Source organism: Vitreoscilla filiformis (assembly GCF_002222655.1).
Lineage (GTDB): Bacteria > Pseudomonadota > Gammaproteobacteria > Burkholderiales > Burkholderiaceae_C > Ideonella > Ideonella filiformis.
Window position 1 is genome coordinate 2,625,833 of the sequence record NZ_CP022423.1, and the last position, 26,052, is coordinate 2,651,884.

A 26,052-nucleotide genomic window follows, 5' to 3' on the forward strand; every position below is an offset into this window, starting at 1 on the left:
TTCACTCAAGAGACTCCACCATGAAGGTTTACTACGACAAGGACGCCGACCTCAGCCTGATCAAGGGCAAGAACGTCACCATCATCGGCTACGGCTCGCAAGGCCACGCTCACGCCCAGAACCTGAACGACTCGGGCGTGAAGGTGACCGTGGGCCTGCGCAAGAGCGGCGCTTCCTGGGCCAAAGCCGAAGGCGCTGGCCTGAAGGTGGCTGAAGTGGCCGAGGCTGTGGCTTCTGCCGACGTCGTCATGATCCTGTTGCCCGACGAGCAAATCGCCGATGTGTACAACAAGGAAGTGGCCCCGAACCTGAAGGCCGGCGCTTCGCTGGTGTTCGCCCACGGCTTCAACGTGCATTACGGCCAAGTCGTGCCGCGCGCTGACGTGGACGTGTGGATGGTGGCCCCGAAGGCCCCGGGCCACACCGTGCGCGGCACCTACCGCCAAGGTGGCGGCGTGCCCCACCTGATCGCCGTCTACCAAGACGTGACCGGCAAGGCGCGTGACCTGGCCCTGTCCTACGCTTCGGCCAACGGCGGCGGCAAGGCTGGCATCATCGAAACCAACTTCCGCGAAGAAACCGAAACCGACCTGTTCGGCGAACAAGCCGTGCTGTGCGGCGGTGCCGTCGAGCTGATCAAGGCCGGTTTCGAAACCCTGGTGGAAGCCGGCTACGCGCCGGAAATGGCCTACTTCGAGTGCCTGCACGAGCTGAAGCTGATCGTGGACCTGATCTACGAAGGTGGCATCGCCAACATGAACTACTCGATCTCGAACAACGCCGAATATGGCGAGTACGTCACCGGCCCGCGCGTCGTGACCGACGAGACCAAGAAGGCCATGAAGCAGTGCCTGAAGGACATCCAGACTGGCGAATACGCCAAGTCCTTCATCCTGGAAAACAAGGCCGGCGCCCCGACCCTGACCTCGCGTCGTCGCCTGACCGAAGAGCATCAAATCGAAATCGTCGGCGCCAAGCTGCGCGACATGATGCCCTGGATCAAGGCCAACAAGCTGGTGGACAAGAGCCGCAACTGATCGGTTTCGATCCTTCTCTGAAAGCCGCCTGCGGGCGGCTTTTTTCATGGAGTCGCTGAGGTATCCTCAGCGCCTACCGAGATTCGCTCCCTCCTCATGACGACTCCTGACACTGCGACCTCCACACCCGTGCTGCCCCGCCCGCGCCGACGGGGCATTTACGTCCTGCCCAATCTGTTCACCCTGGCGGCGCTGTTCGGTGGGTTTTACGCCGTGGTGATGGCGATGAACGGACGCTTCGAGCACGCCGCCATCGGCATTTTTTGCTCCATGGTGCTGGACAGTTTGGATGGCCGTGTCGCACGCATGACCAACACCCAAAGCGCCTTCGGCGAGCAGATGGACAGCCTGGCAGACATGGTGAGCTTTGGCGCAGCCCCGGCGCTCATCGTGTACGAATGGGCGCTCAAAGGCTTGGGCAAAGCGGGCTGGATCGCCGCCTTCGTGTATTGCGCCTGTGCGGCGCTGCGGCTGGCGCGTTTCAACACCAACATCGGCATCGTGGACAAGCGTTTTTTCCAAGGCTTGCCCAGCCCTGCGGCAGCGGCTCTGGTGATCGGTTTCATCTGGGTGGCGGACGATTCGGGGTTGACCCATGTATCCACCCTGGCGTTCTGGCCTTGGGTGACGTGCGCTGTGGTGTTGTATTCCGGCCTGACCATGGTGACGAACGTTCCGTTCTACAGCTTCAAAGACGTGAACTTCAAACGCACGGTGCCCTTCATCGTGATCGTGCTGATCGCTTTGGGATTGGCCATCGTCACCCTGCATCCGCCGGTGGTGTTGTTCGGTGTGTTTTGCGTGTATGGCTTGTCGGGTTATGTGGTGTATGCCTGGCGCAAGATGAAAGGGCAACACGTCAGTGTCATCGCCACATCGACGGATGAACCCGACGAGCGCGGCTTGCATTGAGCCGTGCTATATTGAACGGATGTTTCGCCCGATGTCGATCCACGCTGCTTTGCTGCTATCGCTGCCCCTAGCCACCCTGCGGGCATGCTGATCGATCGCGTCTGAACACCCCCATTCCAAGAGATCAACGGCCCGCCAGCGCTCGCAGCGGGCCGTTTCTCATTTCAGGCTGCGTGCGCATCGTTTCCCCTGAACTTTGCTCGACCGGCTTCGCCGAGGAGAACTTCCATGACCGACAAGCTCATCATCTTCGACACCACCTTGCGTGACGGCGAACAATCGCCCGGCGCCTCGATGACGCGGGACGAAAAACTGCGCATCGCCCGCCAACTGGAACGCCTGAAGGTGGACGTGATCGAAGCGGGCTTTGCCGCCTCCTCGAACGGGGACTTTGAGGCCGTTCGCACCATCGCCAACCACATCAAAGACTCCACCGTCTGCTCGCTGGCCCGCGCCAATGACCGCGACATCGCCCGCGCCGCCGAAGCGGTGGCCGGTGCCAACCGGGGGCGCATCCACACCTTCATCGCCACCAGCCCGCTGCACATGGAGAAGAAGCTGCGCATGTCGCCCGAGCAGGTGCTGGAGCAAGCGCGCTTGGCCGTGCGTTTTGGCCGCAACCTGTGTGGCGACATCGAGTTCAGCGCCGAAGACGGCTACCGCTCGGAAATCGACTTTTTGGCCCGCGTGGTCGAAGCCGTGATTGCCGAAGGCGCCTCTACCATCAACATCCCCGACACGGTGGGCTACGCCATCCCCGAGCTGTACGGCCACTTCATCAAGACGCTGCGCGAAAAAGTGCCCAATTCGGACAAGGCCATTTGGTCGGTTCACTGCCACAACGACCTGGGCATGGCCGTGGCCAACTCGTTGGCCGGTGTCAAGATCGGTGGTGCCCGCCAGGTGGAATGCACCATCAATGGCCTGGGCGAGCGCGCCGGCAACTGCTCGCTGGAAGAAGTGGTGATGGCCGTGAGAACCCGCCGTGACTACTTCGGTTTGGATGTGGGCATCGACACTTCGCAAATCGTGCCCGCCAGCCGCATGGTGAGCCAGACCACGGGTTTTGTGGTGCAGCCGAACAAGGCGGTGGTCGGTGCCAACGCGTTTGCGCACGCTTCGGGCATCCACCAAGATGGCGTGCTCAAAGCGCGTGACACCTACGAAATCATGCGCGCTGAAGACGTGGGTTGGAGCGCCAACAAAATCGTGCTGGGCAAGCTCTCGGGGCGCAACGCCTTCAAGCAGCGTTTGCAAGAGCTGGGCATTGAGCTGGAATCGGAAGCCGAAATCAACGCCGCTTTCACCCGCTTCAAAGACCTGGCCGACCGCAAGAGCGAGATTTTTGATGAGGACATCATTGCCTTGGTCGGCGACGAAAGTGTCACCGCAGCGCAGGAGCATTACCGCTTGGTCGCGCTGAGCCAAAGCTCGGAAATGGGCGAACGGCCTCAAGCCACGGTGACGTTTGCCGCTGGTGCCAAGGAACACACCGCCACCGCCATCGGTAACGGGCCGGTGGATGCGTGCCTCAAAGCCATTGAATCGCACGTCCAAAGCGGTGCTGAGCTGGTGCTGTATTCGGTCAATGCCATCACGTCTGGCAGCACCGAGTCCCAGGGGGAGGTCACTGTGCGCCTGCAACTGGCGGGGCGGATCGTCAACGGGGTGGGTGCCGATCCGGACATCATCGTCGCCTCGGCCAAAGCCTATTTGGCAGCGCTGACCAAGCTGTACTCCAGCGTCGAGCGCGTCGCCGCCCAGGTCTGACGCCTTCGACGTTCAACATGACAGCGTGCCAGGGGGAAACCCCTTGCACGCTGTTTGCTTGGCTTTAGACTCCCACGTTGGACAAATCTGTCGGTTTTTCCCCTGACTTTTGCATGAAAACAACATCACGCCACGTCTTTTCCATCCGTTGGAGTCTCATCAGCCTGGTTCTTTGCTTAACGGCACCGATGGCCGCACAAGCGGCCCAGAAAAAATCGGTGGCCAAAGCCAGTGCCGTCGTCACCGCCGCGAGCCCACGCGCCAGTCCTTCGGCCAGATGTACGGCTTGCATCAACTGGAAGATCCGCTCGAATTGAAATCCGGCGCCGCACTGGTGATGGATCAAGAAACCAACGAAGTGTTGGTCACCAAAAACTCGCAAGCGGTGTTGCCGATCGCGTCCATCACCAAACTGATGACCGCCCTGCTGGTGATCGAAGCCCAGCAACCGCTGACGGAGATGCTCACCATCACCGAGGAAGACATCGACACGGAAAAGGGCAGCCGCTCGCGCCTCCAAGTCGGCGCTCAACTGTCACGCGGGGACATGCTGCATTTGGCGCTGATGGCCTCTGAAAACCGCGCCGCCAACGCCTTGGGCCGCCATTACCCAGGCGGGTTTTATGCTTTTGTCGCAGCGATGAACGCCAAAGCCCGCAGTTTGGGGATGTTGGACACGCGGTATGTCGAGCCCACGGGGCTGTCCAGCTTGAACCAATCGAGTGCCCATGACCTGGCTTTGTTGGTCAAAGCGGCCTATGACGTGCCGCTGATCCGCACTTTGTCCACTTCTCCCGAAGGGCTGGTGGCCGTGGGGCCTCGGCAAATGCAGTTTCACACCACCAACCGGCTGGTGCTGAACCCCGAGTGGGACATCGGTCTGCAAAAAACCGGCTACATCGTCGAAGCGGGCCAGTGTTTGGTGATGCAAGCCAAACTGGCCGGGCGCAAGCTCATCATGGTGCTGCTCGATTCGGCTGGGAAGTATTCCCGCTTGGGTGACGCCGAACGCATCCGCCGATGGCTGGTGCAATCGACGCTGAACGGTGCCACCACCGCCGCATCGTCACGTTTTGATTTACGCTGATCCGGCAGCACCTCGGTAGCCCAGCGCGGTGGAAATCTGCGCGGCTGTGGCCTTGACCCGATCCAGCCACGATTCTTCCAGCCGATCCGCCGGCGCCGACACCGACAGGCCGGCCACCAGCTTGCCCTGATCATCAAAGATGCCAGCGGCCATGCAGCGCACGCCCAGCTCCAGCTCCTCATCGTCGCGGGCCAGGGCGTTGCGGCGCACCAGCGCCAGCTCACGCTCCAGCGCCGGCAAATCGGTGATGCTGTTGCGGGTGTGACCCGCCAAGCCGGTGCGCGTGGCGTACGCCCGCACACGCTGGGGCTCATCAAACGCCAGGAACAGTTTGCCCACGGACGTCAAATGCAGCGGCGCACGTCCGCCCACGGCGCGCACCACTTGCATGCCCGAACGCTCGCTGTAGGTGCGTTCGATGTAAACGATCTCATCGCCCTGGCGCACAGAGAGGTTCACCGGCTGATGTGTGAGCTTGTGCAATTCACGCATTGGGCCAATGGCGGCGTCCCGCACATCCAAGCGCGCTTTGACCAGATTGCCCAATTCCAGCAAACGCATGCCCAGCCGGTAACTGCCGGACTCAGGCCGATCGACCAGCCGCCCGGCGGCCAAGTCGTTGAGAATGCGGTGGGCGGTGGAGGGATGCAGGCCGGTGCGCTCGCTCAATTCTTTGAGCGGTACCGGGTCGGGGTGGGCTGCCAGCACGTCCAACAAAGCGAACGCACGGGCCAGAACCTGGATGCTGGGGTCTTGGGGATCTTTTTTGGTCATGGTGACGTGCTTTTTTGACCCATATTTTTACATGGCGAAATGTACCTCAGCCATGTGCAGCTTTTACCCGTCCAACGCGCTGGGCGGCGGCCACACCCGATCGCACCGCCGCTTCCAAGGTGGCGGGATACGGCCCGGCCACATGATCCCCCGCCACCGACACGCCCGGCAGCGGATCCGCACACGGGCGCTGCAACCCCGGTACGCAGGCAAACGTGGCGCGCTTTTCAGCCCGAATCGCCAGCACCCGCACACGCGCCGCCGGCCACGCCGAGGGCTGCTGGCGCCAGGCTTGGCGCAACTGGTCACACACCGCCGCCCCAACCGCCGCCAGTGGCCGGTCCAGCCACACGGACGCCCCACTCACCACCAAGGAGAACTGCCCCGCCACACCACCCAGTTGCCCCAGATCGAACCCAAACTGCGCCGGATGCGCGGCATCGGCCCGCAGCGCCAGCATCGGTTCGGGCCAGCGGGCGCCCGGCGCCTCCAGCCACACCGTGATGATGGGCTCGTAGTGCAGCGCTGCCGCTTGTTCGGCCCAAATGGGCGCATGAGGCGCCAGCAAACGCGCCGCTTCAACGGCGCTGCTGGCGACGATCACATGGTCGAACACCTCGTCGTCCACACACCAAGCGCCGGACGCCTGCGGCGTCAACCGCTGGACGCGACGCCCCAACGTCAGTGTGGCGCCATGCTGTTGCAGCCAGCGTTGTGCCGCATCGGGCAACAGGGCGCTGAGGGGCGCACGAGGCAGCAGCACGTCCGAGCTGCCGCGTGGGCCGAACAGGGCATCGCGCAGCACCGTCAACAGCACCTGCGCGCTGGCTTGGTGCGACGGTGTGTTGAGCGCGGCCACGCTCAACGGATCGATCAGCCATTCGTGGACACGTGGCGGGCAATCGGCGCTGATGTCCGCCACCGTCAACCGAGGATCGCAGCGAAACCCCCGCCAGCGCCAACGGGCCGCCCAGCGCAACAGCCCCCAACGTTCCGCCACGCTCAACGCCCGCCAACGCCACACCCCCCACAGAAACGCCGGCACCGCCGGCCCGGGGGGTAAGCGCAAGCCTTGGCCGTCGGGATACACCACCGCCAACGGGCGCCGCATCAACACCTGCTCGGGATCGACGCCCACCTGCCGCATCAACGCCAGCGTGGCCTGATAGGCGCCGATGAGGATGTGCTGGCCGTTGTCACGCCGTTCAGCGTCGGGTTGACCGGGTGAGGCTGCATCGCTGCGCGCCCGCCCGCCGGTTTGGCGCGCCATTTCAAACAAGTGGACGGTGTACCCCAACCGGACGGCCTCCACCGCCGCCGCCAAGCCCGCCCAACCCGCACCAATGACGGCCACGCGCCGCGCTAGCGACGTTGAACGCGAGGCGCTCATCGGCTGCGCCAATGCGTGCGCCCCGCGATCCACAGCTTGCGCAGCGGCGTGAGCGAAATGCGCTGGTGCAGGACTTGGAAGCCGCCCTTTTCGATCTCCCGCAGCAGCGAGCGGTAAATGTTGGCCATCATCAAACCGGGGCGCTGATCGGCCCGGTCAATGTCGGGCAAAGCCGACAGGGCTTCGTCATAAAACCAATGCGCCCGCTCGGCTTGGAATTTCATCAGCGCTTGGAATCGGTCGCTGTAACCCCAGGGGCGTTCGCATTTGAGCAGCTCGTGGGCCTTGACGTCGAAACGCTGCAACTCGCTGATCGGCAAGTAGATGCGTCCGCGCCGCGCATCTTCCCCCACATCGCGAATGATGTTGGTGAGCTGCATCGCCAGCCCCAGGGTGTGGGCGTAGCGCAGGGTGTCCTCGGCGGTACGGCCAAAAATGCTGCTGGCCACTTCACCGACCACCCCCGCCACCAAATGGCAGTAGCGCGTCAGGCCAGCGAAATCGAGGTAGCGCGTCTGCGTCAAATCCATCTGGCAGCCCTCGATCACGGCGAGCAAATGTTCGGCGCGAATGTCGAACGGGGCCACATGGGGCATCAACGCTTGCATCACCGGATGCGTCGGCTGGCCGGCAAAACTTTGGTGAACTTCACGTGTCCACCACGCCAGCTTCTGCCCGGCCACATGCGGATCGTGAACCTCATCGACCACGTCATCCACTTCGCGGCAAAACGCATAAAACGCTGTGATCGCCGCCCGCCGAGGCGGTGGCAAAAACAGAAAAGCGTAATAAAACGACGAGCCGCTGGCGGCGGCTTTTTGTTGCACGTACTGTTCAGGCGTCATGACCGGGGCATCCACAAAGCGCGCCACAACAGCAGCGGGGCATCCGCTGCCGCAACGGTCGGACGCGAGACAAAACTGGTTTCATCCATGGCTTCGATTTTCTCAAGAACGCGCAAGCCGCCCTGCACCACCAAGCGCAGCTCCCAACCCATGCGCCCCGGCAAGCGGTGTACCAGCGGCGCACCTTCGAGCATCAAGCGCCGCGCCCAGCCCACCAAGTCGGCCAGCAGGGCGCGATGTGCCGCGCTGGGCGGACGGCACAGCAGTTGCGAACGCGGCAATTGGTGCTGGCGTAAATCCGAATTCGGGATGTAGTGGCGTCCCCGGGGCAGATCGACGCTCAAATCCTGCCAAAAGTTGATGAGCTGCAACGCCGAGCACACCGCGTCGGACTGGCGCAAAGCCACCTCGTCTTGCACGCCGTACAGGTGCAGCAGCAAGCGGCCAATCGGGTTGGCCGAGTAGCGGCAGTAATCCAGCACGGCCTCGCGATCCGGGTAGATGGGGTTGTCGATGTCGCGGATGAAGGCTGTCAGCAAATCGTCCAGCAGACGGGGCGGCAGTTGGTGCTGCTGGATCATTCGGCCCAGCGGCTCAAACACCCCACGCCAGCGTTCGGACGCGGCCAAACCCGCCGCCACCCGATGCAAATCGGTGCGATACGCCTGCAAATCAGCATGACGCTGGGCCGGCAAGGCGTTGCCTTCATCGGCCAAATCGTCTGCCGTGCGGGCAAACCAATAAATCGCCGTGATCGGCGGACGCAACGCCGGCGGGCACAGCCACGACGCGACGGGGAAGTTTTCATAGTGTTGGACGCTCACGGGGGACGATTGTCCGTCCTTCCCCGGCGCCCCTGAGGGCCGCTCGTTGACACGTTCTCACCATCTTTCTATATTACTGACCAGTCAGTCATTAACAACCTTGCTCTCTGCCATGAACGCCCTTCGTCAGCATCGGTTGCGGCCCGGAACGCCGCTGCTTCTCACCCTCGTGAGTCTGGGCGGCCTGTGGCTGTCGGGCTGCGCGCCCAAGGAGGTGGCCCCCGAGCCGGTGCGCGCCGTGCGCACGCTCAAAGTCGAATCCGGCACCGCGCAGTTGGAGCGGGACTATGCGGCGGAAATCAAAGCGCGCACCGAATCGCGTCTGGGGTTCCGTGTCGGCGGCAAGCTGCTGGCCCGACCCGTGAACGCGGGGGACGCCGTGCGCGCCGGCCAGGTGCTGGCGCAGCTCGATCCGCAAGACTTGCGCCTGGGCCAAGAAGCCGCACAAGCCGGGGTGGCCGCCGCGCAAGTGCAATTCGAGCTGGCTGTGGCGGACTTCAAGCGCTACCAAGACTTGCGCGCCCAAAACTTCATCAGCGCCGCCGAACTGGAGCGGCGCGAAACCACCCTCAAGGCCGCTAAAGCGCAGTTAGAGCAAGTCAAGGCGCAAGCCGGGGTGCAGATCAACCAAACGTCTTACAGCAGCTTGAACGCACCCGCTTCGGGGGTGATCACGGCGGTGGAAGCCGAGCCGGGCCAAGTGCTGGCCGCTGGCACCCCCGTGGTGCGTCTGGCGCTGGATGGCCCGCGTGATGCCGTTTTTGCTGTGCCCGAAGATCGGGTGAACGAGCTGCGCGCCTTGCTGAACCGCTCGGGGGCGGTGCGCGTCGTGCCCTGGGGCAGTCAAGAGGCTGTGCCCGCCACGGTGCATGAAATCGCCGCTGCGGCCGACCCGGTCACCCGCACCTTCAGCGTCAAGGCGGACATCGGCAGCGCAGCGCTGCGTTTAGGGCAAACCGCCACGGTACGCATCGCCCAAAGCGGACGCGCAGGCGTGGTGCGCCTGCCGTTGACGGCGCTGGTGGAACACAAAAACCAGTCGGCCGTATGGTTGCTGGAGGGTGCCATGAAGGTGCGCCTCCACCCCGTGACGGTGGCCGGCGCCGAAGGCAACACCGTGCTGGTGAGTGCGGGCCTGTCAGCCGGGGATGAAGTGGTGACCGCTGGCACCCACTTGCTCACCCCCGGCCAAACCGTGCGCCGCTACCTCGAACGCGGCCAGGTGGGTGACGTGCCCGCCTCGGCCCCGGCTTCGGCCGCGTCCCGCTGAACCCGCATCCACCGACGAGGCCCCCGATGAGCCGCCGACACCCCCGCGCCACCGAGCGCGAGACGTTCAACATTTCCCGCTGGGCGCTTGAACACGCCCCCCTGACGCGCTACCTGATGGTGGTGCTGATGGTGCTGGGCCTGGCCGCCTACTTTCAACTTGGGCAGGACGAAGACCCGCCTTTCACTTTCCGCGCCATGGTGGTGCAGGCGTTTTGGCCCGGCGCCACCGCCCAGCAAATGGCCGAGCAGGTGGCCGACAAGGTCGAACGCACCCTGCAAGAAGTCCCCCACGCCGACATCATCCGCACCTACACCAAACCCGGCGAAATGCTGGTGATGTTCCAGCTCAAGGACTCGACGCCCCCCAAAGAGGTGCCGGATGCTTGGTATCAGGTGCGCAAAAAAATCGGTGACATGCGCAGCACCTTGCCCGCTGGCGTCATCGGCCCGGTGTTCAACGACCAGTTCGGGGACGTGTACGGCTCGATTTATGCCCTGTCCGCCGATGGATTCAGCACCGAGGAGCTGCGTCAGCACGCCGAGGACGTGCGTGCCCGCCTCCTCAAAGTGCCGGACGTGGCCAAGGTCGAGCTGTTTGGCGTCCAAGCCGAAAAGCTCTACATCGAAATTTCCCACAAACGCTTGGCCGAATTGGGGCTGGATCTGAACCAGGTGATCGCCCAACTCACGGCGCAAAACACCGTCGAAGGGGCCGGAGTGCTGAATGCGGGCAGCCAAAACGTGCAACTGCGCGTCGATGGCGCCTTGACCACGCCGGACTCGCTGCGCCAACTGCCCATCCGCGCCACCAACCCGGCCACCGGCCAAGCCAGCAGCCTGCGCTTGGGGGACATCGCCGACATTCGTCGCGCCTACGTCGATCCACCGGCCACGATGGTGCGCCATCAAGGCAAACAAGTGGTGGCCCTGGGCGTGGCCATGGCCAAGGGCGGTGACATCCTCGCCATGGGCCAAGCCCTGACCGCCACGGTGAACACCCTGCGCCCGACGCTGCCGCTGGGCATCGAAATTTCGCAGGTGCAAGACCAGCCGCAGGTGGTGTCGCGCTCGGTGAACGAGTTCGTCGGCACACTGGTGGAAGCGGTGGTGATCGTGCTCATGGTGAGTTTTGTCAGCCTGGGGCTGCACACGCGGCCCCTGCGCATCGACATTTGGCCGGGTTTGGTGGTGGCCATCACCATCCCGCTGGTGCTGGCGATCACCTTTGTCACCATGTTTTACTGGGGCGTGGGGCTGCACAAAATCTCGTTGGGCTCGCTCATCATCGCCCTGGGCTTGTTGGTGGACGATGCCATCATTGCCGTGGAAATGATGGTGCGCAAACTCGAAGAAGGCTACGACCGGCTGCACGCCGCCACCCACGCCTACGAAGTCACCTCGATGCCGATGCTGACCGGCACGCTCATCACCGCCGCCGGGTTCCTGCCCATCGGCATGGCCCAATCGACGGTCGGGGAATACACCTTCGCCATCTTTGCCGTGACCTCGGCAGCACTGGTGATTTCGTGGCTGGTGTCGGTGTACTTCGTGCCTTACCTCGGAGCGTGGCTGCTGCACACCCACAAGGCCAACGACGGCACTCCGCACGAGCTGTTCGACACGCCGTTCTACACCCGCTTTCGCACCCTGGTGGATCGCTGCGTCGAACACCGCTGGGTGACCATCGGGGTGACGCTGCTGATTTTCGCTCTGGGCATCGTCGGCATGGGGCGGGTGCAACAGCAGTTTTTCCCGGATTCGAGCCGGCCAGAAATCCTCGTGGACTTGTGGTTGCCGGAGGGCGCCACCATCCAAGCGTCCGAAGAGGTGGCCAAGCGTTTTGAAGCACGGATGCTCAAAGAGGACGGTTTGCAAAGTGTGACCGCCTGGGTGGGCAGTGGCGTGCCGCGTTTTTACCTGCCGCTGGATCAGGTGTTCCCGCAGGCCAACGTGAGCCAGTTCATTTTGCTGCCCAAGGACTTCAAGGTGCGCGAAGAACTGCGTCAGCGCCTGCCCGAGCTGCTGGCCAGCGAGTTTCCCGAAGTGCGTGGCCGCGTCAAACTGCTGCCCAGCGGGCCGCCGGTGGCGTATCCGGTGCAGTTCCGCGTCGTGGGGGACGACATGCGCCAGGTGCGCCAGTGGGGCGACACCGCCAAAGAATTGCTGCGCGCCAACCCCAACATGCGCGGCGTCAACGACAACTGGAACGAACAAATCAAAGCCCTGCGCTTGGTGATCGACCAAGACAAGGCCCGCGCCTTGGGCGTCACCAGCCAGTCGATTGCGCAGACCACGCGGGCGCTGTTCTCGGGTTCCACCATCGGCCAGTTCCGTGAGGGCGATCGGCTCGTGGACATCGTGCTGCGCCAACCCCAAGCCGAACGGGACGCCCTGACCGACTTGGTCAGCGCCTACGTCGCCACCAGCAGCGGGCGTTCGATTCCGCTGACACAAATCGCCCAGGTGGAACACGGTTGGGAGCCCGGCGTGCTGTGGCGCGAAGGTCGCAAATACGCCGTGACCGTGCAAGGCGATGTGATCGAGGGCGTGCAAGGCGCCACCGTGACCCACCAGATTTGGCCCGACATGGCCAAGCTGCGTGAACGCATGCCGCCGGGCATGGACATCGAGATTGCCGGTGCCGTGGCCGAAAGCGCCAAGGGCCAGGGCTCGATTGCCGTCGGTGCGCCGCTGATGCTGTTCATCATGCTGACGCTGCTGATGATGCAACTGCAAAGCTTCTCGCGCACCCTGCTGGTGGTGTTGACGGCGCCGCTGGGCATTGCGGGGGTGGCGGCGGCCTTGCTGATCTTGAACCGACCGTTCGGCTTTGTCGCCTTGTTGGGCTTCATTGCGTTGCTGGGCATGATCATGCGCAACTCAGTGATCTTGATCGACCAGATTGAGCAGGATCGTGCCCGGGGCGTGCCGGCCTGGGAGGCCATCGTCGAATCGGCGGTGCGACGCTTCCGGCCCATCGTGCTGACAGCGGCGGCAGCGGTGCTGGCGATGATTCCGCTGTCGCGCAGCACCTTCTGGGGGCCGATGGCGGTGGCCATCATGGGCGGGCTCATTGTCGCCACCGCCCTGACTTTGCTGGCCCTGCCCGCGATGTACGCCGCCTGGTTCCGTGTGCGGCGCGAAACCGGCGCACAAGTTGGCTAGAATGCGCGGCTTACCAATTCGCCCGGGTGCTGGTTGAAGTTTGCGCCAGGCCCGAGGAATCAGGCAGTTCGAACACACGATATGCGTTGCGCGGGTGGCGAAATTGGTAGACGCACCAGGTTTAGGTCCTGACGCCTTCACGGGCGTGCCGGTTCGAGTCCGGCCCCGCGCACCATCCAACACGATCACAAGACTTTTCGCATCATGGCAGTCACTGTTGAAACCCTGGAAAAGCTCGAACGCCGCATCACCCTGACGCTGCCGACCAGCGAGATCGAATCCGAAGTCAACGCCCGCCTGAAGAAGCTGGCACGCACCGTGAAGGCCGACGGCTTCCGTCCGGGCAAGGTGCCGATGTCCATCGTGGCTCAGCGTTATGGCTACTCGGTGCAGTACGAAGTCCTGAACGACAAGATCAACGACGCCTTCGTGCAAGCCATCAAGGAAGCCGATCTGCGCGTCGCTGGCGCTCCGAGCATCACCCAGAAGGACGAGTCGCCCGAAGGCGCCGTGGCGTTTGACGCCACCTTCGAAGTGTTCCCGGAAGTCAAGCTGGCTGATCTGTCGGCCGCCGAAGTGGATCGCGTTTCCGCTGAAGTGGACGATGCCGCCATCGACAAGACCATCGACATCCTGCGCAAGCAACGCCGCACTTTCATCGAGCGCAACGAAGGCGGCTGGACCGACCCGGGCGACCGCGTCACCATTGACTTCGAAGGCAAAATCGACGGCGAACCCTTCGCCGGCGGCAAAGCCGAAGGCTTCCAGTTCTTGGTCGGTGAAGGCCAAATGCTGGAGCAATTCGATGCTGCCGTGCGTGGCATGAAGGTGGGCGAGTCCAAGACCTTCCCGCTGCAATTCCCCGAGGATTACCACGGCAAGGACGTGGCCGGCAAAGAAGCCGACTTCCTCGTGACCATGAAGAAGATCGAATTCCAACAGCTTCCTGAGCTGACCGAGGAATTCATCTCGTCGCTGGGCATCGTGGCCGGCACCGTCGAAGCCCTGCGCGCTGACGTGAAGAAGAACCTGGAACGCGAAGTCAAGTACCGTCTGCTGGCCCGTAACAAGGCGGCTGCGATGGATCTGCTGGTCAAGGTCAACGAGCTGGACGTGCCCAAGGCACTGGTCACCTCGGAAACCGAGCGCCTGGTGGAAAACGCCCGCGATGACCTGAAGCAACGCGGCATCAAGGACGCTGACAAGGCTCCGATTCCGGCCGAAATGTTCACCCCGCAAGCTGAGCGCCGCGTGCGCCTGGGCCTGCTGCTGTCTGAGCTGGTGACGGCCAACAACCTGCAAGCCAAGCCTGAGCAACTGCAAGCCCACATCGAAGAGCTGGCCCAGAGCTACGAGCAACCGGCCCAGGTGATGAGCTGGTACCTGTCCAACCGCGAGCGCATGGCCGAAATCGAAGCCGTGGTGCTGGAGAACAACGTTGCCGACTTCGTCATGGCCCAAGCCAAGGTGACCGACAAGGTGTTGCCGTTTGACGAACTGATGGCGGCCTGAACCCCCAGCCGCTGAAGGGAGATGGCCCACACGGCCCCTCCCCTTCACCCATCGAGCCCGACCATCTTGGCCGGGCTTTTTTTTACGGCGCAGGCGCTCGGCCTGCAACGACATAATCGGCCACATACCGACTTCCCTTCTTCGCAAGAAAGTGACCGCATGAGCGCACTGGAAACCCAAGCCCTCGGCATGGTGCCGATGGTCATCGAGCAATCGGGCCGTGGCGAGCGCGCCTACGACATCTACTCGCGTTTGCTGCGCGAACGCATCATCTTCTTGGTGGGCCCGGTCAATGACCAAAGCGCCAACCTCGTGGTAGCACAGATGCTCTTTCTGGAAAGCGAAAATCCCGACAAGGACATCTTTTTCTACATCAACTCCCCGGGCGGCAGCGTGAGCGCAGGCATGTCGATCTTCGACACCATGCAGTTCATCAAGCCCGATGTGTCCACGCTGTGCATCGGCATGGCCGCCAGCATGGGCGCGTTCCTGCTGGCCGCAGGGGCCAAGGGCAAGCGCTTTTCGCTGCCGAATTCCAAGGTGATGATCCACCAACCCCTGGGCGGCACCCAAGGCCAGGCGACTGAGATCGAGATCCACGCGCGCGAAATCCTCAAGACGCGGGATCAACTCAACCGCATCCTGGCCGAGCGCACCGGCCAGCCGCTGGAAAAAGTGCAAAACGACACCGAGCGCGACTACTACCTCAGCGCCACCGAGGCCCAGTCCTACGGTCTGATCGACCAAGTGCTGACGCACCGCAATACCTGACCCGCTCGCCACCCCATGCGAGAGCCCTGGCAAGCTGTGTGCCGGGGCTGGCCTCAGGGGGATGATGGTCTGCACTATCATCCCCGGCGATCTTTCTCCTCCCGCCACCGTTCCCCATCCGTCCCATGCCCGACAAAAAAGGCGCCTCTGGCGAAAAAGCCCTCTACTGTTCGTTCTGCGGCAAGAGCCAGCACGAGGTCAAAAAGCTCATCGCCGGCCCCTCGGTGTTCATCTGTGACGAGTGCATCGAGCTGTGCAACGACATCATCCGTGACGAGGTGCCCACCGATGCTGTGCCCGCTGGCAAGGCGGCCAAGTCCGATCTGCCGGTGCCTGCTGAGATCAAATCGACGCTGGATCAGTACGTCATTGGCCAAGACGGCGCCAAGCGCACCCTGGCCGTGGCGGTTTACAACCACTACAAACGCCTCAAGCACCAAGGTGCGAGCAAGGACGAAGTGGAGCTGAGCAAGAGCAACATTCTGCTCATCGGCCCCACCGGTTCGGGCAAAACGCTGCTGGCCCAGACGCTGGCACGCTTGCTGAACGTGCCCTTCGTCATCGCCGATGCCACCACACTGACCGAAGCCGGCTACGTCGGCGAGGACGTGGAAAACATCATCCAAAAGCTGCTGCAAAACTGCAATTACGACGTGGAGCGGGCCCAACGCGGCATCGTTTACATCGACGAGATCGACAAAATCAGCCGCAAAGCGGACAACCCCAGCATCACCCGCGATGTCTCGGGCGAAGGTGTGCAGCAAGCCCTGCTCAAGCTGGTGGAAGGCACCATGGCCAGCGTGCCCCCACAAGGTGGGCGCAAGCACCCAAACCAAGACTTTTTGCAGATCGACACCACCAACATCCTCTTCATCTGCGGCGGTGCGTTCGATGGGTTGGAAAAGGTGATCCAGAACCGCACGGAAAAATCCGGCATCGGTTTTGGCGCCACCGTCCACAGCAAAACCGACCGCAAGACCTCGGAAATTTTCCGCGACGCCGAACCCGAAGATTTGGTGCGCTTCGGCCTGATTCCCGAGTTGGTGGGCCGCCTGCCGGTGGTCGCCACCTTGGGTGAACTGACGGAAGATGCACTGATTCAAATCCTGGTCGAGCCGCGCAACGCCTTGGTCAAGCAGTACCAGAAGCTGTTCGCCATGGACGGCGTGGATCTGGAGATCCGCACCTCGGCGTTGGCTGCGATCGCCCGCAAGGCACTCAAGCGCAAAACTGGCGCACGCGGCCTGCGCTCGATCATGGAGCAATGTCTCATGGACACGATGTTCGATTTGCCGACACTCGACGGCGTGGCCAAGGTGGTGATCGACGATCACATCGTGGACGATGGCACCAAGCCGCTGCTGGTCTACCGGGAAACCCAGGCCAGCGCTTGAAGACGCGGCGCCGGCTTGCCTGATGAGCCGGCCGCCTTGCAAACCGCAACTCGGGCCCTATCTACCGGCCTGAGAAAGTGAGGCATTCCATGTCAGGACAAACCATCCTCCCCTCGGAACCGATCACCCTGCCGCTGCTGCCGCTGCGCGACGTGGTGGTGTTCCCCCACATGGTCATTCCGCTGTTCGTGGGCCGCCCGAAGTCGATCAAGGCGCTGGAAGCCGCGATGGAAGTGGGCCGGCAGATCATGCTCGTGGCCCAAAAAGCCGCCGGCAAGGACGAGCCCCGAGCCGACGACATGTTTGAAGTCGGCTGCGTGTCCAGCATCCTGCAAATGCTCAAGCTGCCCGACGGCACGGTCAAGGTGCTGGTCGAAGGTGCGCAGCGCGCCAACACCCAGGCCATCACCGACACCAACGAGCATTTCAGCGCCGTGGTGGTGCCCGTGCAGCCGGCGGTGTCGCACACGCCCGAAGTCGAAGCCTTGCGCCGCGCAGTGACCCAGCAGTTTGACCAGTACGTCAAACTCAACAAAAAAATCCCGCCGGAAATCCTGACCTCGATCGCGGGCATCGACGATCCGGGCCGCCTGGCCGACACGATTGCCGCCCACCTGCCGCTCAAGCTCGAAGCCAAACAAGCAGTGCTCGACCTGTTCGAAGTCGCCCCGCGCTTGGAAAAGCTGCTGGAGCTGCTGGAGCACGAGGTGGACATCCTGCAAGTGGAAAAGCGCATCCGTGGGCGTGTGAAGCGCCAGATGGAAAAGAGCCAGCGCGAGTACTACCTGAACGAGCAGGTCAAGGCCATCCAAAAGGAACTGGGCGACGGCGAAGAAGGCGCCGATCTGGAGGAGCTGGAAAAGAAAATCCGCACCGCCAAGATGCCCAAAGAGGCGCGCAAAAAGGCCGATGCGGAGCTGAAAAAACTCAAGCTGATGTCGCCCATGTCCGCCGAAGCCACGGTGGTGCGCAACTACTTGGATGCGCTGGTCGGCCTGCCCTGGGCGAAGAAAACCAAAATCAAACACGATCTGTCCAACGCCGAAGAGGTGCTGAACGAAGATCACTATGGCTTGGAAAAGGTCAAGGATCGCATCCTCGAATACTTGGCGGTGCAACAGCGCGTGGACAAGGTGAAAGCACCGATCCTGTGCTTGGTAGGGCCTCCGGGCGTGGGCAAAACCTCGCTGGGGCAATCGGTGGCGCGGGCCACGGGGCGCAAGTTCGTGCGCATGGCCCTGGGCGGCGTGCGCGACGAAGCCGAAATTCGCGGCCACCGTCGCACCTACATCGGCTCCATGCCGGGCAAGGTGCTGCAATCGCTCACCAAGGTGGGCGTGCGCAACCCGCTGTTCTTGCTGGATGAGATCGACAAACTCGGCATGGATTTCCGGGGCGATCCGTCCTCGGCCCTGCTGGAAGTGCTCGATCCTGAGCAGAACCACACGTTTGGCGACCATTACGTCGAGGTCGATTTCGATCTGTCCGACGTGATGTTCGTGGCCACCTCGAACTCGATGAACATCCCGCCAGCGCTGCTGGATCGGATGGAAGTGATCCGCCTGTCGGGTTACACCGAGGATGAGAAGCTCAACATCGCCCAGCGTTACCTCCTGCCCAAACAAGCCAAAAACAACGGCGTGAAGGACGAGGAGATGGAGGTCACCGAATCGGCGATTCGGGGCATCATCCGCTATTACACCCGCGAAGCGGGCGTGCGCTCGCTGGAGCGCGAGCTGTCCAAAATCTGCCGCAAGGTGGTCAAGGGCTTGCAGCTCAAGACCTACACCGGCCAAGTCGTCATCACCGAAGACAACCTCAACGAGTTCCTCGGTGTGCGCAAATACGATTTTGGACGGGCGGAGAAAACCAACCAAGTCGGCCAAGTCGTCGGGCTGGCGTGGACGGAGGTGGGCGGCGACCTGCTCACCATCGAAGCCACCGCCGTACCGGGCAAGGGCGGCATCATCCGCACCGGCTCGCTGGGTGACGTGATGAAAGAATCGGTGGAAGCCGCTCGCACCGTGGTGCGCAGCCGCGCCCGCCGCCTCGGCATCAAAGACGAACTGTTCGAGAAACGCGACGTCCACGTTCACGTCCCCGACGGCGCCACGCCCAAGGACGGCCCCAGCGCCGGCATCGCCATGACGACGGCTTTCGTCTCGGCCCTCACGGGCATCCCGGTGCGCGCCAACGTGGCCATGACGGGGGAAATCACCCTGCGTGGTGAAGTCACCGCCATCGGTGGGCTGAAAGAGAAACTGCTGGCGGCGGCACGGGGCGGCATCAAACTGGTGATGATTCCGGAAGAGAACGTCAAGGATTTGGCGGAAATCCCGGACTCCGTGAAAAGCCAGTTGGAAATCGTGCCCGTGCGCTGGATCGACAAGGTGTTGGAAGTGGCGCTCGAATCCGTGCCGCAACCGCTGCCGGACGACGATGTGGCCGTTGCGCCCGCCAAAGCCGAGGCAGCGCCAGCAGCCGTGGTGGCCAGTGTGGCGGGGGATTCGCTGCCACATTGAAAATTTAGGGCGAAAAAGCTTGCATGTGGAATAAAAATCTTCCTATAATGCGAGCTTCTCTGATGCAGCGAAACGAAAGTTTTGTGTGACACCAATCACCGCATCAGATGGCTAGCCAAGCCAAAACGCGGGAATAGCTCAGTTGGTAGAGCGCAACCTTGCCAAGGTTGAGGTCGCGAGTTCGAGCCTCGTTTCCCGCTCCAAAGTCAGCGCGTTGGCACGCGGTGATGGCGAGGCAAAACCAAGTCTGGCGCGATAGCAAAGCGGTTATGCAACGGATTGCAAATCCGTCTAGTCCAGTTCGACTCTGGATCGCGCCTCCAAAGCACACTGTGTGCGGGAATAGCTCAGTTGGTAGAGCGCAACCTTGCCAAGGTTGAGGTCGCGAGTTCGAGCCTCGTTTCCCGCTCCAAGTTTGTGCCCTCTGCGGGAATAGCTCAGTTGGTAGAGCGCAACCTTGCCAAGGTTGAGGTCGCGAGTTCGAGCCTCGTTTCCCGCTCCAGTTTGGTACCCCCTGCGGGAATAGCTCAGTTGGTAGAGCGCAACCTTGCCAAGGTTGAGGTCGCGAGTTCGAGCCTCGTTTCCCGCTCCAAATTCTGAAAAGCCGATGCAATGCCGATTGCATCGGCTTTTTGCTTTGTGCTCGACGGGCGATGCCCCCGCCAACAACGGGGGCCACATCGATCAACGATGCGCAATGTCCGGCGTGGCCACGCGCACATCACCGCACTGCGCCCGATGGCGCAAAGCGTGATCGATCAACACCAGCGCCAGCATGGCCTCGGCAATCGGCGTCGCACGGATGCCGACGCACGGATCATGGCGCCCGAAGGTTTCCACCGTCGCCGGATCGCCGTTCACGTCAATGGACTGGCGCGGCACACGAATCGAACTCGTCGGTTTGATCGCCATGTGAACGCGCACATCTTGCCCTGTCGAAATGCCACCAAGCACACCCCCAGCGTGGTTGCTCAAGAAGCCCTGCGGCGTCAGCTCATCACCGTGTTCGCTGCCGCGTTGGCGGGCGCTCTCGAACCCATCGCCGATTTCCACGCCCTTGACGGCGTTGATGCCCATCATGGCGTAAGCAATGTCGGCATCGAGTTTGTCAAACAGCGGTGCGCCCAGGCCCACCGGCACGCCGCTGGCCTCGACATACAAGCGGGCGCCGATCGAATCCCCCGCCCGGCGCAGCGTATCCATGAAGGCTTCCAGCTCGGCGAGTTTGGCTGCGTCCGCCGTGGCTGCGAAAAACGGGTTCTGGCCGACTTGCGACCAATCGTCTTGGCCGATGGCAATGTCGCCGATGGCGGTCATGCAGCCACGAATGCGCGTGCCGTATTGGGCCGCCAGCCATTTTTTGGCCACCGCGCCTGCGGCCACAGTCGGCGCCGTCAAGCGGGCCGAGCTGCGCCCGCCCCCACGCGGATCGCGCAGGCCGTATTTGTGCCAATAGGTATAGTCCGCGTGGCCGGGGCGAAAACTCTGGGCGATGTTGCCGTAGTCCTTGCTGCGCTGATCGGTGTTGCGGATCAGCAAACAAATCGGCGTGCCGGTGGTTTGGCCTTGGTAGACACCGGAGAGGATTTCGACCGCATCCGCCTCGTTGCGCTGGGTGACGTGGCGCGAGGTACCGGGGCGGCGGCGATCGAGATCGGGCTGAATGTCCGCTTCGCTCAGGGGCAGGCCGGGCGGGCAGCCATCGATCACGCAGCCAATGGCCGGGCCGTGGCTTTCGCCGAAATTGGTGACGCGAAACAGTTCGCCAAAAGTGCTGCCAGACATGAATCAAACCCGGTTGAAAGCCAAACAAAAGGGGCGCCGATTTTAGTCGGCGCCCCTCAGGCGGTGGATGGCCGAAGACCGGCGGTCACGAAGCCTTGTCAGCGGTGGATTCGGTGCCTTCGCTCTCTTCCACCGGCCAGTCGCGGATGTAGGCTTTGAGCATGCGGTTTTCAAAGTCCTGCGCTTCCACGACGGACTTGGCCACGTCATAGAACGAGATCACGCCCATCAGCACACGGCCATTCAGCACCGGCATGTAGCGGGCGTGGCGGCCCAGCATCATGCGACGCACTTCGTCGATCTCGGTGGCGGGGGTGCAGGTCAGCGGAGCATCGTCCATGACGGAGCGCACCAAGCGGGTACCGATCTGCATGTTGTTGGTGACGATGGCCGAAATCACCTCGCGGAAGGTGAGCATCCCGGCCAGATCACCGTGCTCCATGACCACCAGCGAGCCGATGTCTTGCTCAGACATCAACTGGACGGCTTCGGCCAGAGGCTGGTCGGGGGTGACGGTGAACAGGGTGTTGCCCTTCACACGAAGAATGTCGCTGACTTTCATTGTTCGGTTTCTCCTTGCTCTGTGGATGCCCAAGGCGCCACTGTGCCCTGAACTGCCTCGATTGGGGTGCGGACTTGCCCCCATTTCAGCGCATAAGCTGCAAAAAAACGCGCACATGGCGCGTTTTTCAGAGGTTCACCCGTTTTTCATTTCGCATAGAGAAAACAGGGCTCGATATGCGCAAGCCCTGCCCTCTCCTTGAAGATCAACCCACCCACTTGCGGGCGTTGCGGAACATGCGCATCCAGGGGCTGAGCGTGTTCACGTCGCCGCCGTTCCAGCTCATCAGCACGTTGCGGAAGACCCGTTCCGGGTGCGGCATCATGGCGGTGAAGCGGCCATCAGCCGTGGTCACGCCGGTGAGACCTTGCGGGCTGCCGTTCGGGTTGAGCGGATAGGCTTCGGTGGCGGCACCGCTGCCATCCACGAAACGCAGGGCGCGGGCCACGCTGGCGGCGTCACCGCGCTGGCTGAAGTCCGCGAAACCTTCACCGTGCGAAACGACGATGGGCAAACGGCTGCCAGCCATGCCTTGGAAGAACACCGAGGGGCTTTCCAGAACTTCGACCATCGACAGGCGCGCCTCGAACTGTTCACTCTTGTTGCGCGTGAACTTGGGCCAAGCGCCGGCGCCCGGAATCATGGGCGAAAGCGCCGCCAGCATTTGGCAACCGTTGCAGATGCCCAGGGCGAAGGTGTCTTGGCGGCCAAAGAAGGCTTCGAACTGTTCGGCCAGCTTGGGGTTGAAAAGGATGGAGCGTGCCCAGCCTTCCCCCGCGCCCAGCGTGTCACCGTAGGAGAAACCGCCGCAGGCCACAAAGCCCTTGAACTGCGACAGCTCGGCCTTGCCAGCTTGCAGGTCGCTCATGTGAACGTCGTAAGCGTCGAAACCGGCGAGCGCAAAGGCGTAGCTGGTTTCCACATGGCTGTTCACGCCCTGCTCACGCAGGATGGCCACCTTGGGCTTGGCGCCCAGGTTGAGGAAAGGCGCGGCCACGTCTTCCGCCGGGTCGAACGTCAGGGCCAGGTGCAGGCCGGCATCGTTGCCACCGGCCAGGGTGTGTTCGCTGTCGGCACAGGCGGGGTTGTCGCGCTGCTGGGCGATGCGCCAGCTCACCTCGTCCCACAGCTTGTGCAGCTCTTCCAACGGGGCGCTGAATTGCGGCTTGGCGTCGCGCCAAATTTCCATCGCACCCTTGTCGTTCGGCTTGCCGATGACGTGGCTTTGCTTGGACAGCCCATGTGCCCGCAGCACCTGCAACACCGCATCGCGGTCGGCGCTGCGCACTTGCAGCACGACGCCCAGTTCTTCGTTGAACAGCGCTTGCAGCGTCAGTTCGTTGCGACGGCCACTGGCTTGGGTGGCCCAGTTCTTGGCATCGCCCACGTCGTTGCGGCTGTCGGAGATGCCGTCGCCTTCGAGCACCAGCATGTCCACGTTCAGGCTGACACCGCGCTTGGCAGCAAACGCCATTTCGCAGGCCGCCGCCCACAGGCCGCCGTCCGAACGGTCGTGGTAGGCCAGCAGTTTGCCGTCGGCACGCAAGGCGTTCACGGCGTTCACCAGGGCCTTCAGTTGGGCCGGATCGTCCACATCCGGCACGTTGTGGCCGAACTGTTGCAGCGTTTGCGCGAGGATCGAACCGCCCATGCGGCGCTGGCCGTTGCCCAGATCGACCAGGATCAGCGTGGTATCACCGTCTTGCAGTTGCGGCGTGAGGGTGCCGCGCACGTCATCCAGCGTCACGAAGGCCGACACGATGAGCGAAACGGGCGCCACCACTTGCTTGGTTTCGCCGGCATCGTTCCAGCGGGTGCGCATCGACAGGCTGTCCTTGCCCACCGGCACGCCCACGCCCAGCGCGGGGCACAAATCCATGCCCACGGCCTTGACGGTTTCGTAGAGCGCGGCGTCTTCGCCCGGCTCGCCGCAAGCGGCCATCCAGTTGCAGCTCAGCTTGACGTGCGAGAGCTCAAACGGTGCAGCCAGCAAGTTGGTGATGGCCTCGGCCACCGCCATGCGGCCCGAAGCGGGCGCGTCCAACGCGGCCAGCGGGGTGCGCTCGCCCATGCTCATGGCCTCGCCACGGAAGCTGCTGTAGTCCGCCAGGGTCACGGCGCAATCGGCCACGGGCACTTGCCAGGGGCCGACCATCTGGTCGCGGTGGCTCATGCCGCCCACGCTGCGATCGCCAATGGTGATGAGGAAACGCTTGCTGGCCACGGTTGGGTGGCGCAGCACGTCGCGGGCGGCTTGCTCCAGCGAGACTTCCGTCAGGTTGAGCGGGGCCAGCTCACGCGCCACGCGCTTGACGTCACGCACCATCTTGGGCGGCTTGCCCAGCAGCACGTCCATGGGCATGTCGATGACGCGCTCGCCGCCGGGGCCGTCTTCCAGAATCAATTCTTTGTCATCGGTGGCGACGCCGACCACCGAATAGGGGCAGCGTTCGCGCTGGCACATGGCGTCAAACGCTTCCAGCTTGGCCGGATCGACGGCCAGCGTGTAACGCTCCTGGCTCTCGTTGCACCAGATTTCCTTGGGTGCGAGGCCCGTTTCTTCCAGCGGCACCTTGCGCAGATCGAAGCGGGCGCCCTTTTCGGCCCCATCCACCAGCTCGGGGAAAGCGTTGGAGATGCCACCCGCGCCCACGTCGTGAATCGCCACGATCGGGTTGCCCTCACCCAGCGCCCAGCAGTGGTTGATGACTTCCTGCGCACGGCGTTGGATTTCTGGGTTGCCGCGCTGCACCGAATCAAAATCCAGCGACGCGGTGTTGGTGCCCGCTGCCATCGAGCTGGCGGCACCGCCGCCCATGCCGATGCGCATGCCCGGCCCGCCCAGTTGCACCAGCAGCGTGCCGGCGCCGAAAGGCAGCTTGTGCGTCTGGCCTTCGCTGATGAAGCCCAGGCCGCCGGCGATCATGATCGGCTTGTGATAGCCCCGGCGCACGGCTTGTGCGCCCTCACCCACGGTTTGTTCAAAAACGCGGAAATAACCGCCGAGGTTGGGCCGGCCAAACTCGTTGTTGAACGCTGCGCCGCCCAGCGGGCCTTCCGTCATGATTTGCAGCGGGCTGGCGATGTGCTCGGGCTTGCCGTAGGCGTTGGTTTCCCAGGGCTCGTTCGTGCCCGGCAGGTTCAGGTTCGAAACCGAGAAACCCGTCAGGCCGGCCTTGGGGCGAGCGCCCCGGCCAGTGGCGCCTTCGTCGCGGATTTCACCGCCGGCGCCGGTGGAAGCACCGGGGAAGGGTGAAATGGCCGTCGGGTGGTTGTGCGTTTCCACCTTCATCAGCACGTGCGAGGTTTGGGCGCGGCCAACGTACTGGGGGGCCGCATCAAAGCCATCGGTCAGCCAGCGCTCGACCGGGCCGCCTTCCATCACGGCGGCGTTGTCGCTGTAGGCAACGATGCTGCGCTGCGGGTTCAGCTTCTCGGTGTTGCGGATCATGCCGAACATGGAGAGCGGCTGCTTCTCGCCATCGATGATGAACTCGGCGTTGAAGATCTTGTGGCGGCAGTGTTCGCTGTTGGCCTGGGCGAACATCATCAACTCCACGTCGGTGGGGTTGCGCTTCAGGCCGGTGAAGGCGTTCACCAGGTAGTCGATTTCGTCGGAAGACAGCGCCAAGCCGAATTCGACGTTGGCAGCTTCCAGCGCACTGCGGCCTTGGCCCAGCACATCGACGTGCGCCATCGGTTCGGCGGCCTTTTCGTCAAACAGATGCAGGGCGGCGTCGCGCTCGAAGGCCACGCTTTCGGTCATGCGGTCGTGCAGGGCCAGGGCGCAGGCAGTGCGTTCTTCAGCAGTCAAGCCCTTGGGGGCGTTGCCGGTGAGGGCGTCGATGAAGCCCGCCACGCCGCCGGTTTTCAGCGAGATGCGCACTTCGGTGACGCGCTCGACGCGGTGAATCCCTAAGCCGCAGTTGTGGGCGATGTCCGTGGCCTTGGAGGCCCAGGGCGACACCGTGCCCAGACGCGGCATGACGACGATGAGTTCGGTACCAGCGTCGGCTTGGGTGGGGCCGGCGTAGGCGTCACCGTAGTTCAGCAAGGCAGCGAGTTTGCCGACCTCGGTGGCGCCCAGGGCGCCGTCACTCCAGACCCAATGCACATGCCGGGCGGCCACATCCACGATGCGGGGGCAGATGGCTTGCAGGGTGGGCAGCAGCGCGGCGGCGCGGAAAAGCGAAAGGGCGTTGCCGCCCTCGAAGTGCATCAGGTGCTTGGTGGGAGAAGACATGAGATCCCGTCGGTTGGCGGCGGATGGACGAATCTGTGGGCGATCAGAACGGCGTGCCGACCCAGCGCGCTGGCGGGTGGCAACCGGTGGCCCAGAAAGGGCCTTGATTTTACGTCTTGCCAACCAGGTGCCGGGGGGCACGGACTACACTGGCCGTCCATCCGGCTTCCCGCCCGGTCTTTCTCTT

At 63.1% G+C, this 26,052-nt stretch carries 17 protein-coding genes and 6 tRNA genes; 16 read left to right on the forward strand and 7 right to left on the reverse strand.

What is annotated here, in order from left to right:
• Window positions 1-20 precede the first annotated feature (20 nt).
• From ilvC to pbpG, 4 genes are all read left to right on the forward strand, one after another.
• Entirely contained in the window at window positions 21-1,037 is a 1,017-nt protein-coding gene (gene ilvC, locus VITFI_RS12360; RefSeq protein ID WP_089417220.1) for a ketol-acid reductoisomerase, read from the forward strand.
• Window positions 1,038-1,133: 96 nt separating this feature from the next.
• Window positions 1,134-1,949, forward strand: coding sequence for a CDP-diacylglycerol--serine O-phosphatidyltransferase (gene pssA, locus VITFI_RS12365; RefSeq protein WP_089417221.1), 816 nt, complete (start codon window positions 1,134-1,136; stop codon window positions 1,947-1,949).
• 228 nt (window positions 1,950-2,177) lie between these two features.
• Complete coding sequence (locus VITFI_RS12370; RefSeq protein WP_089417222.1) at window positions 2,178-3,719, forward strand: 2-isopropylmalate synthase; 1,542 nt, start codon at window positions 2,178-2,180, stop codon at window positions 3,717-3,719.
• Window positions 3,720-3,891: 172 nt separating this feature from the next.
• Entirely contained in the window at window positions 3,892-4,806 is a 915-nt protein-coding gene (pbpG, locus tag VITFI_RS12375; RefSeq protein ID WP_232476616.1) for a D-alanyl-D-alanine endopeptidase, read from the forward strand.
• Here pbpG and VITFI_RS12380 read toward each other — a convergent pair.
• From VITFI_RS12380 to hpnC, 4 genes are read right to left on the reverse strand one after another with little or no spacing between them, the layout of a single operon-like run.
• Entirely contained in the window at window positions 4,798-5,580 is a 783-nt protein-coding gene (locus VITFI_RS12380; protein ID WP_089417223.1) for an IclR family transcriptional regulator, read from the reverse strand. The genes pbpG and VITFI_RS12380 overlap by 9 nt on opposite strands.
• A gap of 46 nt (window positions 5,581-5,626) precedes the next feature.
• Window positions 5,627-6,970 carry a hydroxysqualene dehydroxylase HpnE gene (hpnE, locus tag VITFI_RS12385; RefSeq protein ID WP_089417224.1) on the reverse strand — a complete coding sequence of 448 codons (1,344 nt, stop codon included), beginning with the start codon at window positions 6,968-6,970 and terminating at the stop codon, window positions 5,627-5,629.
• On the reverse strand, window positions 6,967-7,815 hold the full coding sequence (hpnD, locus tag VITFI_RS12390; protein ID WP_089418139.1) for a presqualene diphosphate synthase HpnD: 849 nt from the start codon (window positions 7,813-7,815) through the stop codon (window positions 6,967-6,969). The genes hpnE and hpnD overlap by 4 nt, the downstream gene beginning before the upstream one ends.
• A complete protein-coding gene (hpnC, locus tag VITFI_RS12395) occupies window positions 7,812-8,639 on the reverse strand; it encodes a squalene synthase HpnC (protein WP_089417225.1) in 828 nt (275 codons plus the stop codon). Before hpnC ends, hpnD begins: the two co-directional genes overlap by 4 nt.
• Before the next feature lie 112 nt (window positions 8,640-8,751).
• Between hpnC and VITFI_RS12400 the strand changes: the two genes are divergently transcribed.
• From VITFI_RS12400 to VITFI_RS12455, 12 genes are all read left to right on the forward strand, one after another.
• Window positions 8,752-9,909 (forward strand): efflux RND transporter periplasmic adaptor subunit, encoded by a 1,158-nt coding sequence (locus tag VITFI_RS12400; protein ID WP_089417226.1) that lies wholly within the window; start codon window positions 8,752-8,754, stop codon window positions 9,907-9,909.
• Window positions 9,910-9,935: 26 nt separating this feature from the next.
• Window positions 9,936-13,076 carry an efflux RND transporter permease subunit gene (locus VITFI_RS12405; RefSeq protein WP_089417227.1) on the forward strand — a complete coding sequence of 1,047 codons (3,141 nt, stop codon included), beginning with the start codon at window positions 9,936-9,938 and terminating at the stop codon, window positions 13,074-13,076.
• 88 nt (window positions 13,077-13,164) lie between these two features.
• Window positions 13,165-13,251 (forward strand) — tRNA-Leu (locus VITFI_RS12410).
• Window positions 13,252-13,280: 29 nt separating this feature from the next.
• Entirely contained in the window at window positions 13,281-14,588 is a 1,308-nt protein-coding gene (tig, locus tag VITFI_RS12415; RefSeq protein ID WP_089417228.1) for a trigger factor, read from the forward strand.
• 159 nt (window positions 14,589-14,747) lie between these two features.
• A complete protein-coding gene (gene clpP / locus VITFI_RS12420; protein ID WP_089417229.1) occupies window positions 14,748-15,359 on the forward strand; it encodes an ATP-dependent Clp endopeptidase proteolytic subunit ClpP in 612 nt (203 codons plus the stop codon).
• Between the two features lie 125 nt (window positions 15,360-15,484).
• Entirely contained in the window at window positions 15,485-16,753 is a 1,269-nt protein-coding gene (gene clpX, locus VITFI_RS12425; RefSeq protein WP_089417230.1) for an ATP-dependent Clp protease ATP-binding subunit ClpX, read from the forward strand.
• An 89-nt stretch (window positions 16,754-16,842) separates the two neighbouring features.
• Window positions 16,843-19,275: an endopeptidase La gene (lon, locus tag VITFI_RS12430; protein WP_089417231.1), complete on the forward strand. Its 2,433-nt coding sequence runs from the start codon at window positions 16,843-16,845 to the stop codon at window positions 19,273-19,275.
• A 127-nt stretch (window positions 19,276-19,402) separates the two neighbouring features.
• Window positions 19,403-19,478 (forward strand) — tRNA-Gly (locus VITFI_RS12435).
• A 46-nt stretch (window positions 19,479-19,524) separates the two neighbouring features.
• Window positions 19,525-19,598: transfer RNA gene (locus tag VITFI_RS12440), tRNA-Cys, on the forward strand.
• A gap of 13 nt (window positions 19,599-19,611) precedes the next feature.
• Window positions 19,612-19,687 (forward strand) — tRNA-Gly (locus tag VITFI_RS12445).
• Window positions 19,688-19,701: 14 nt separating this feature from the next.
• Window positions 19,702-19,777: transfer RNA gene (locus VITFI_RS12450), tRNA-Gly, on the forward strand.
• A gap of 14 nt (window positions 19,778-19,791) precedes the next feature.
• Window positions 19,792-19,867: transfer RNA gene (locus VITFI_RS12455), tRNA-Gly, on the forward strand.
• 92 nt (window positions 19,868-19,959) lie between these two features.
• Here VITFI_RS12455 and aroC read toward each other — a convergent pair.
• From aroC to purL, 3 genes are all read right to left on the reverse strand, one after another.
• A complete protein-coding gene (gene aroC / locus VITFI_RS12460; RefSeq protein ID WP_089417232.1) occupies window positions 19,960-21,060 on the reverse strand; it encodes a chorismate synthase in 1,101 nt (366 codons plus the stop codon).
• An 85-nt stretch (window positions 21,061-21,145) separates the two neighbouring features.
• The gene (locus tag VITFI_RS12465) at window positions 21,146-21,622 is read right to left on the reverse strand and encodes a CBS domain-containing protein (protein WP_089417233.1); all 477 of its coding nucleotides are present in this window, start codon (window positions 21,620-21,622) and stop codon (window positions 21,146-21,148) included.
• Window positions 21,623-21,827: 205 nt separating this feature from the next.
• Window positions 21,828-25,865: a phosphoribosylformylglycinamidine synthase gene (gene purL, locus VITFI_RS12470; protein ID WP_089417234.1), complete on the reverse strand. Its 4,038-nt coding sequence runs from the start codon at window positions 25,863-25,865 to the stop codon at window positions 21,828-21,830.
• Window positions 25,866-26,052 lie beyond the last annotated feature (187 nt).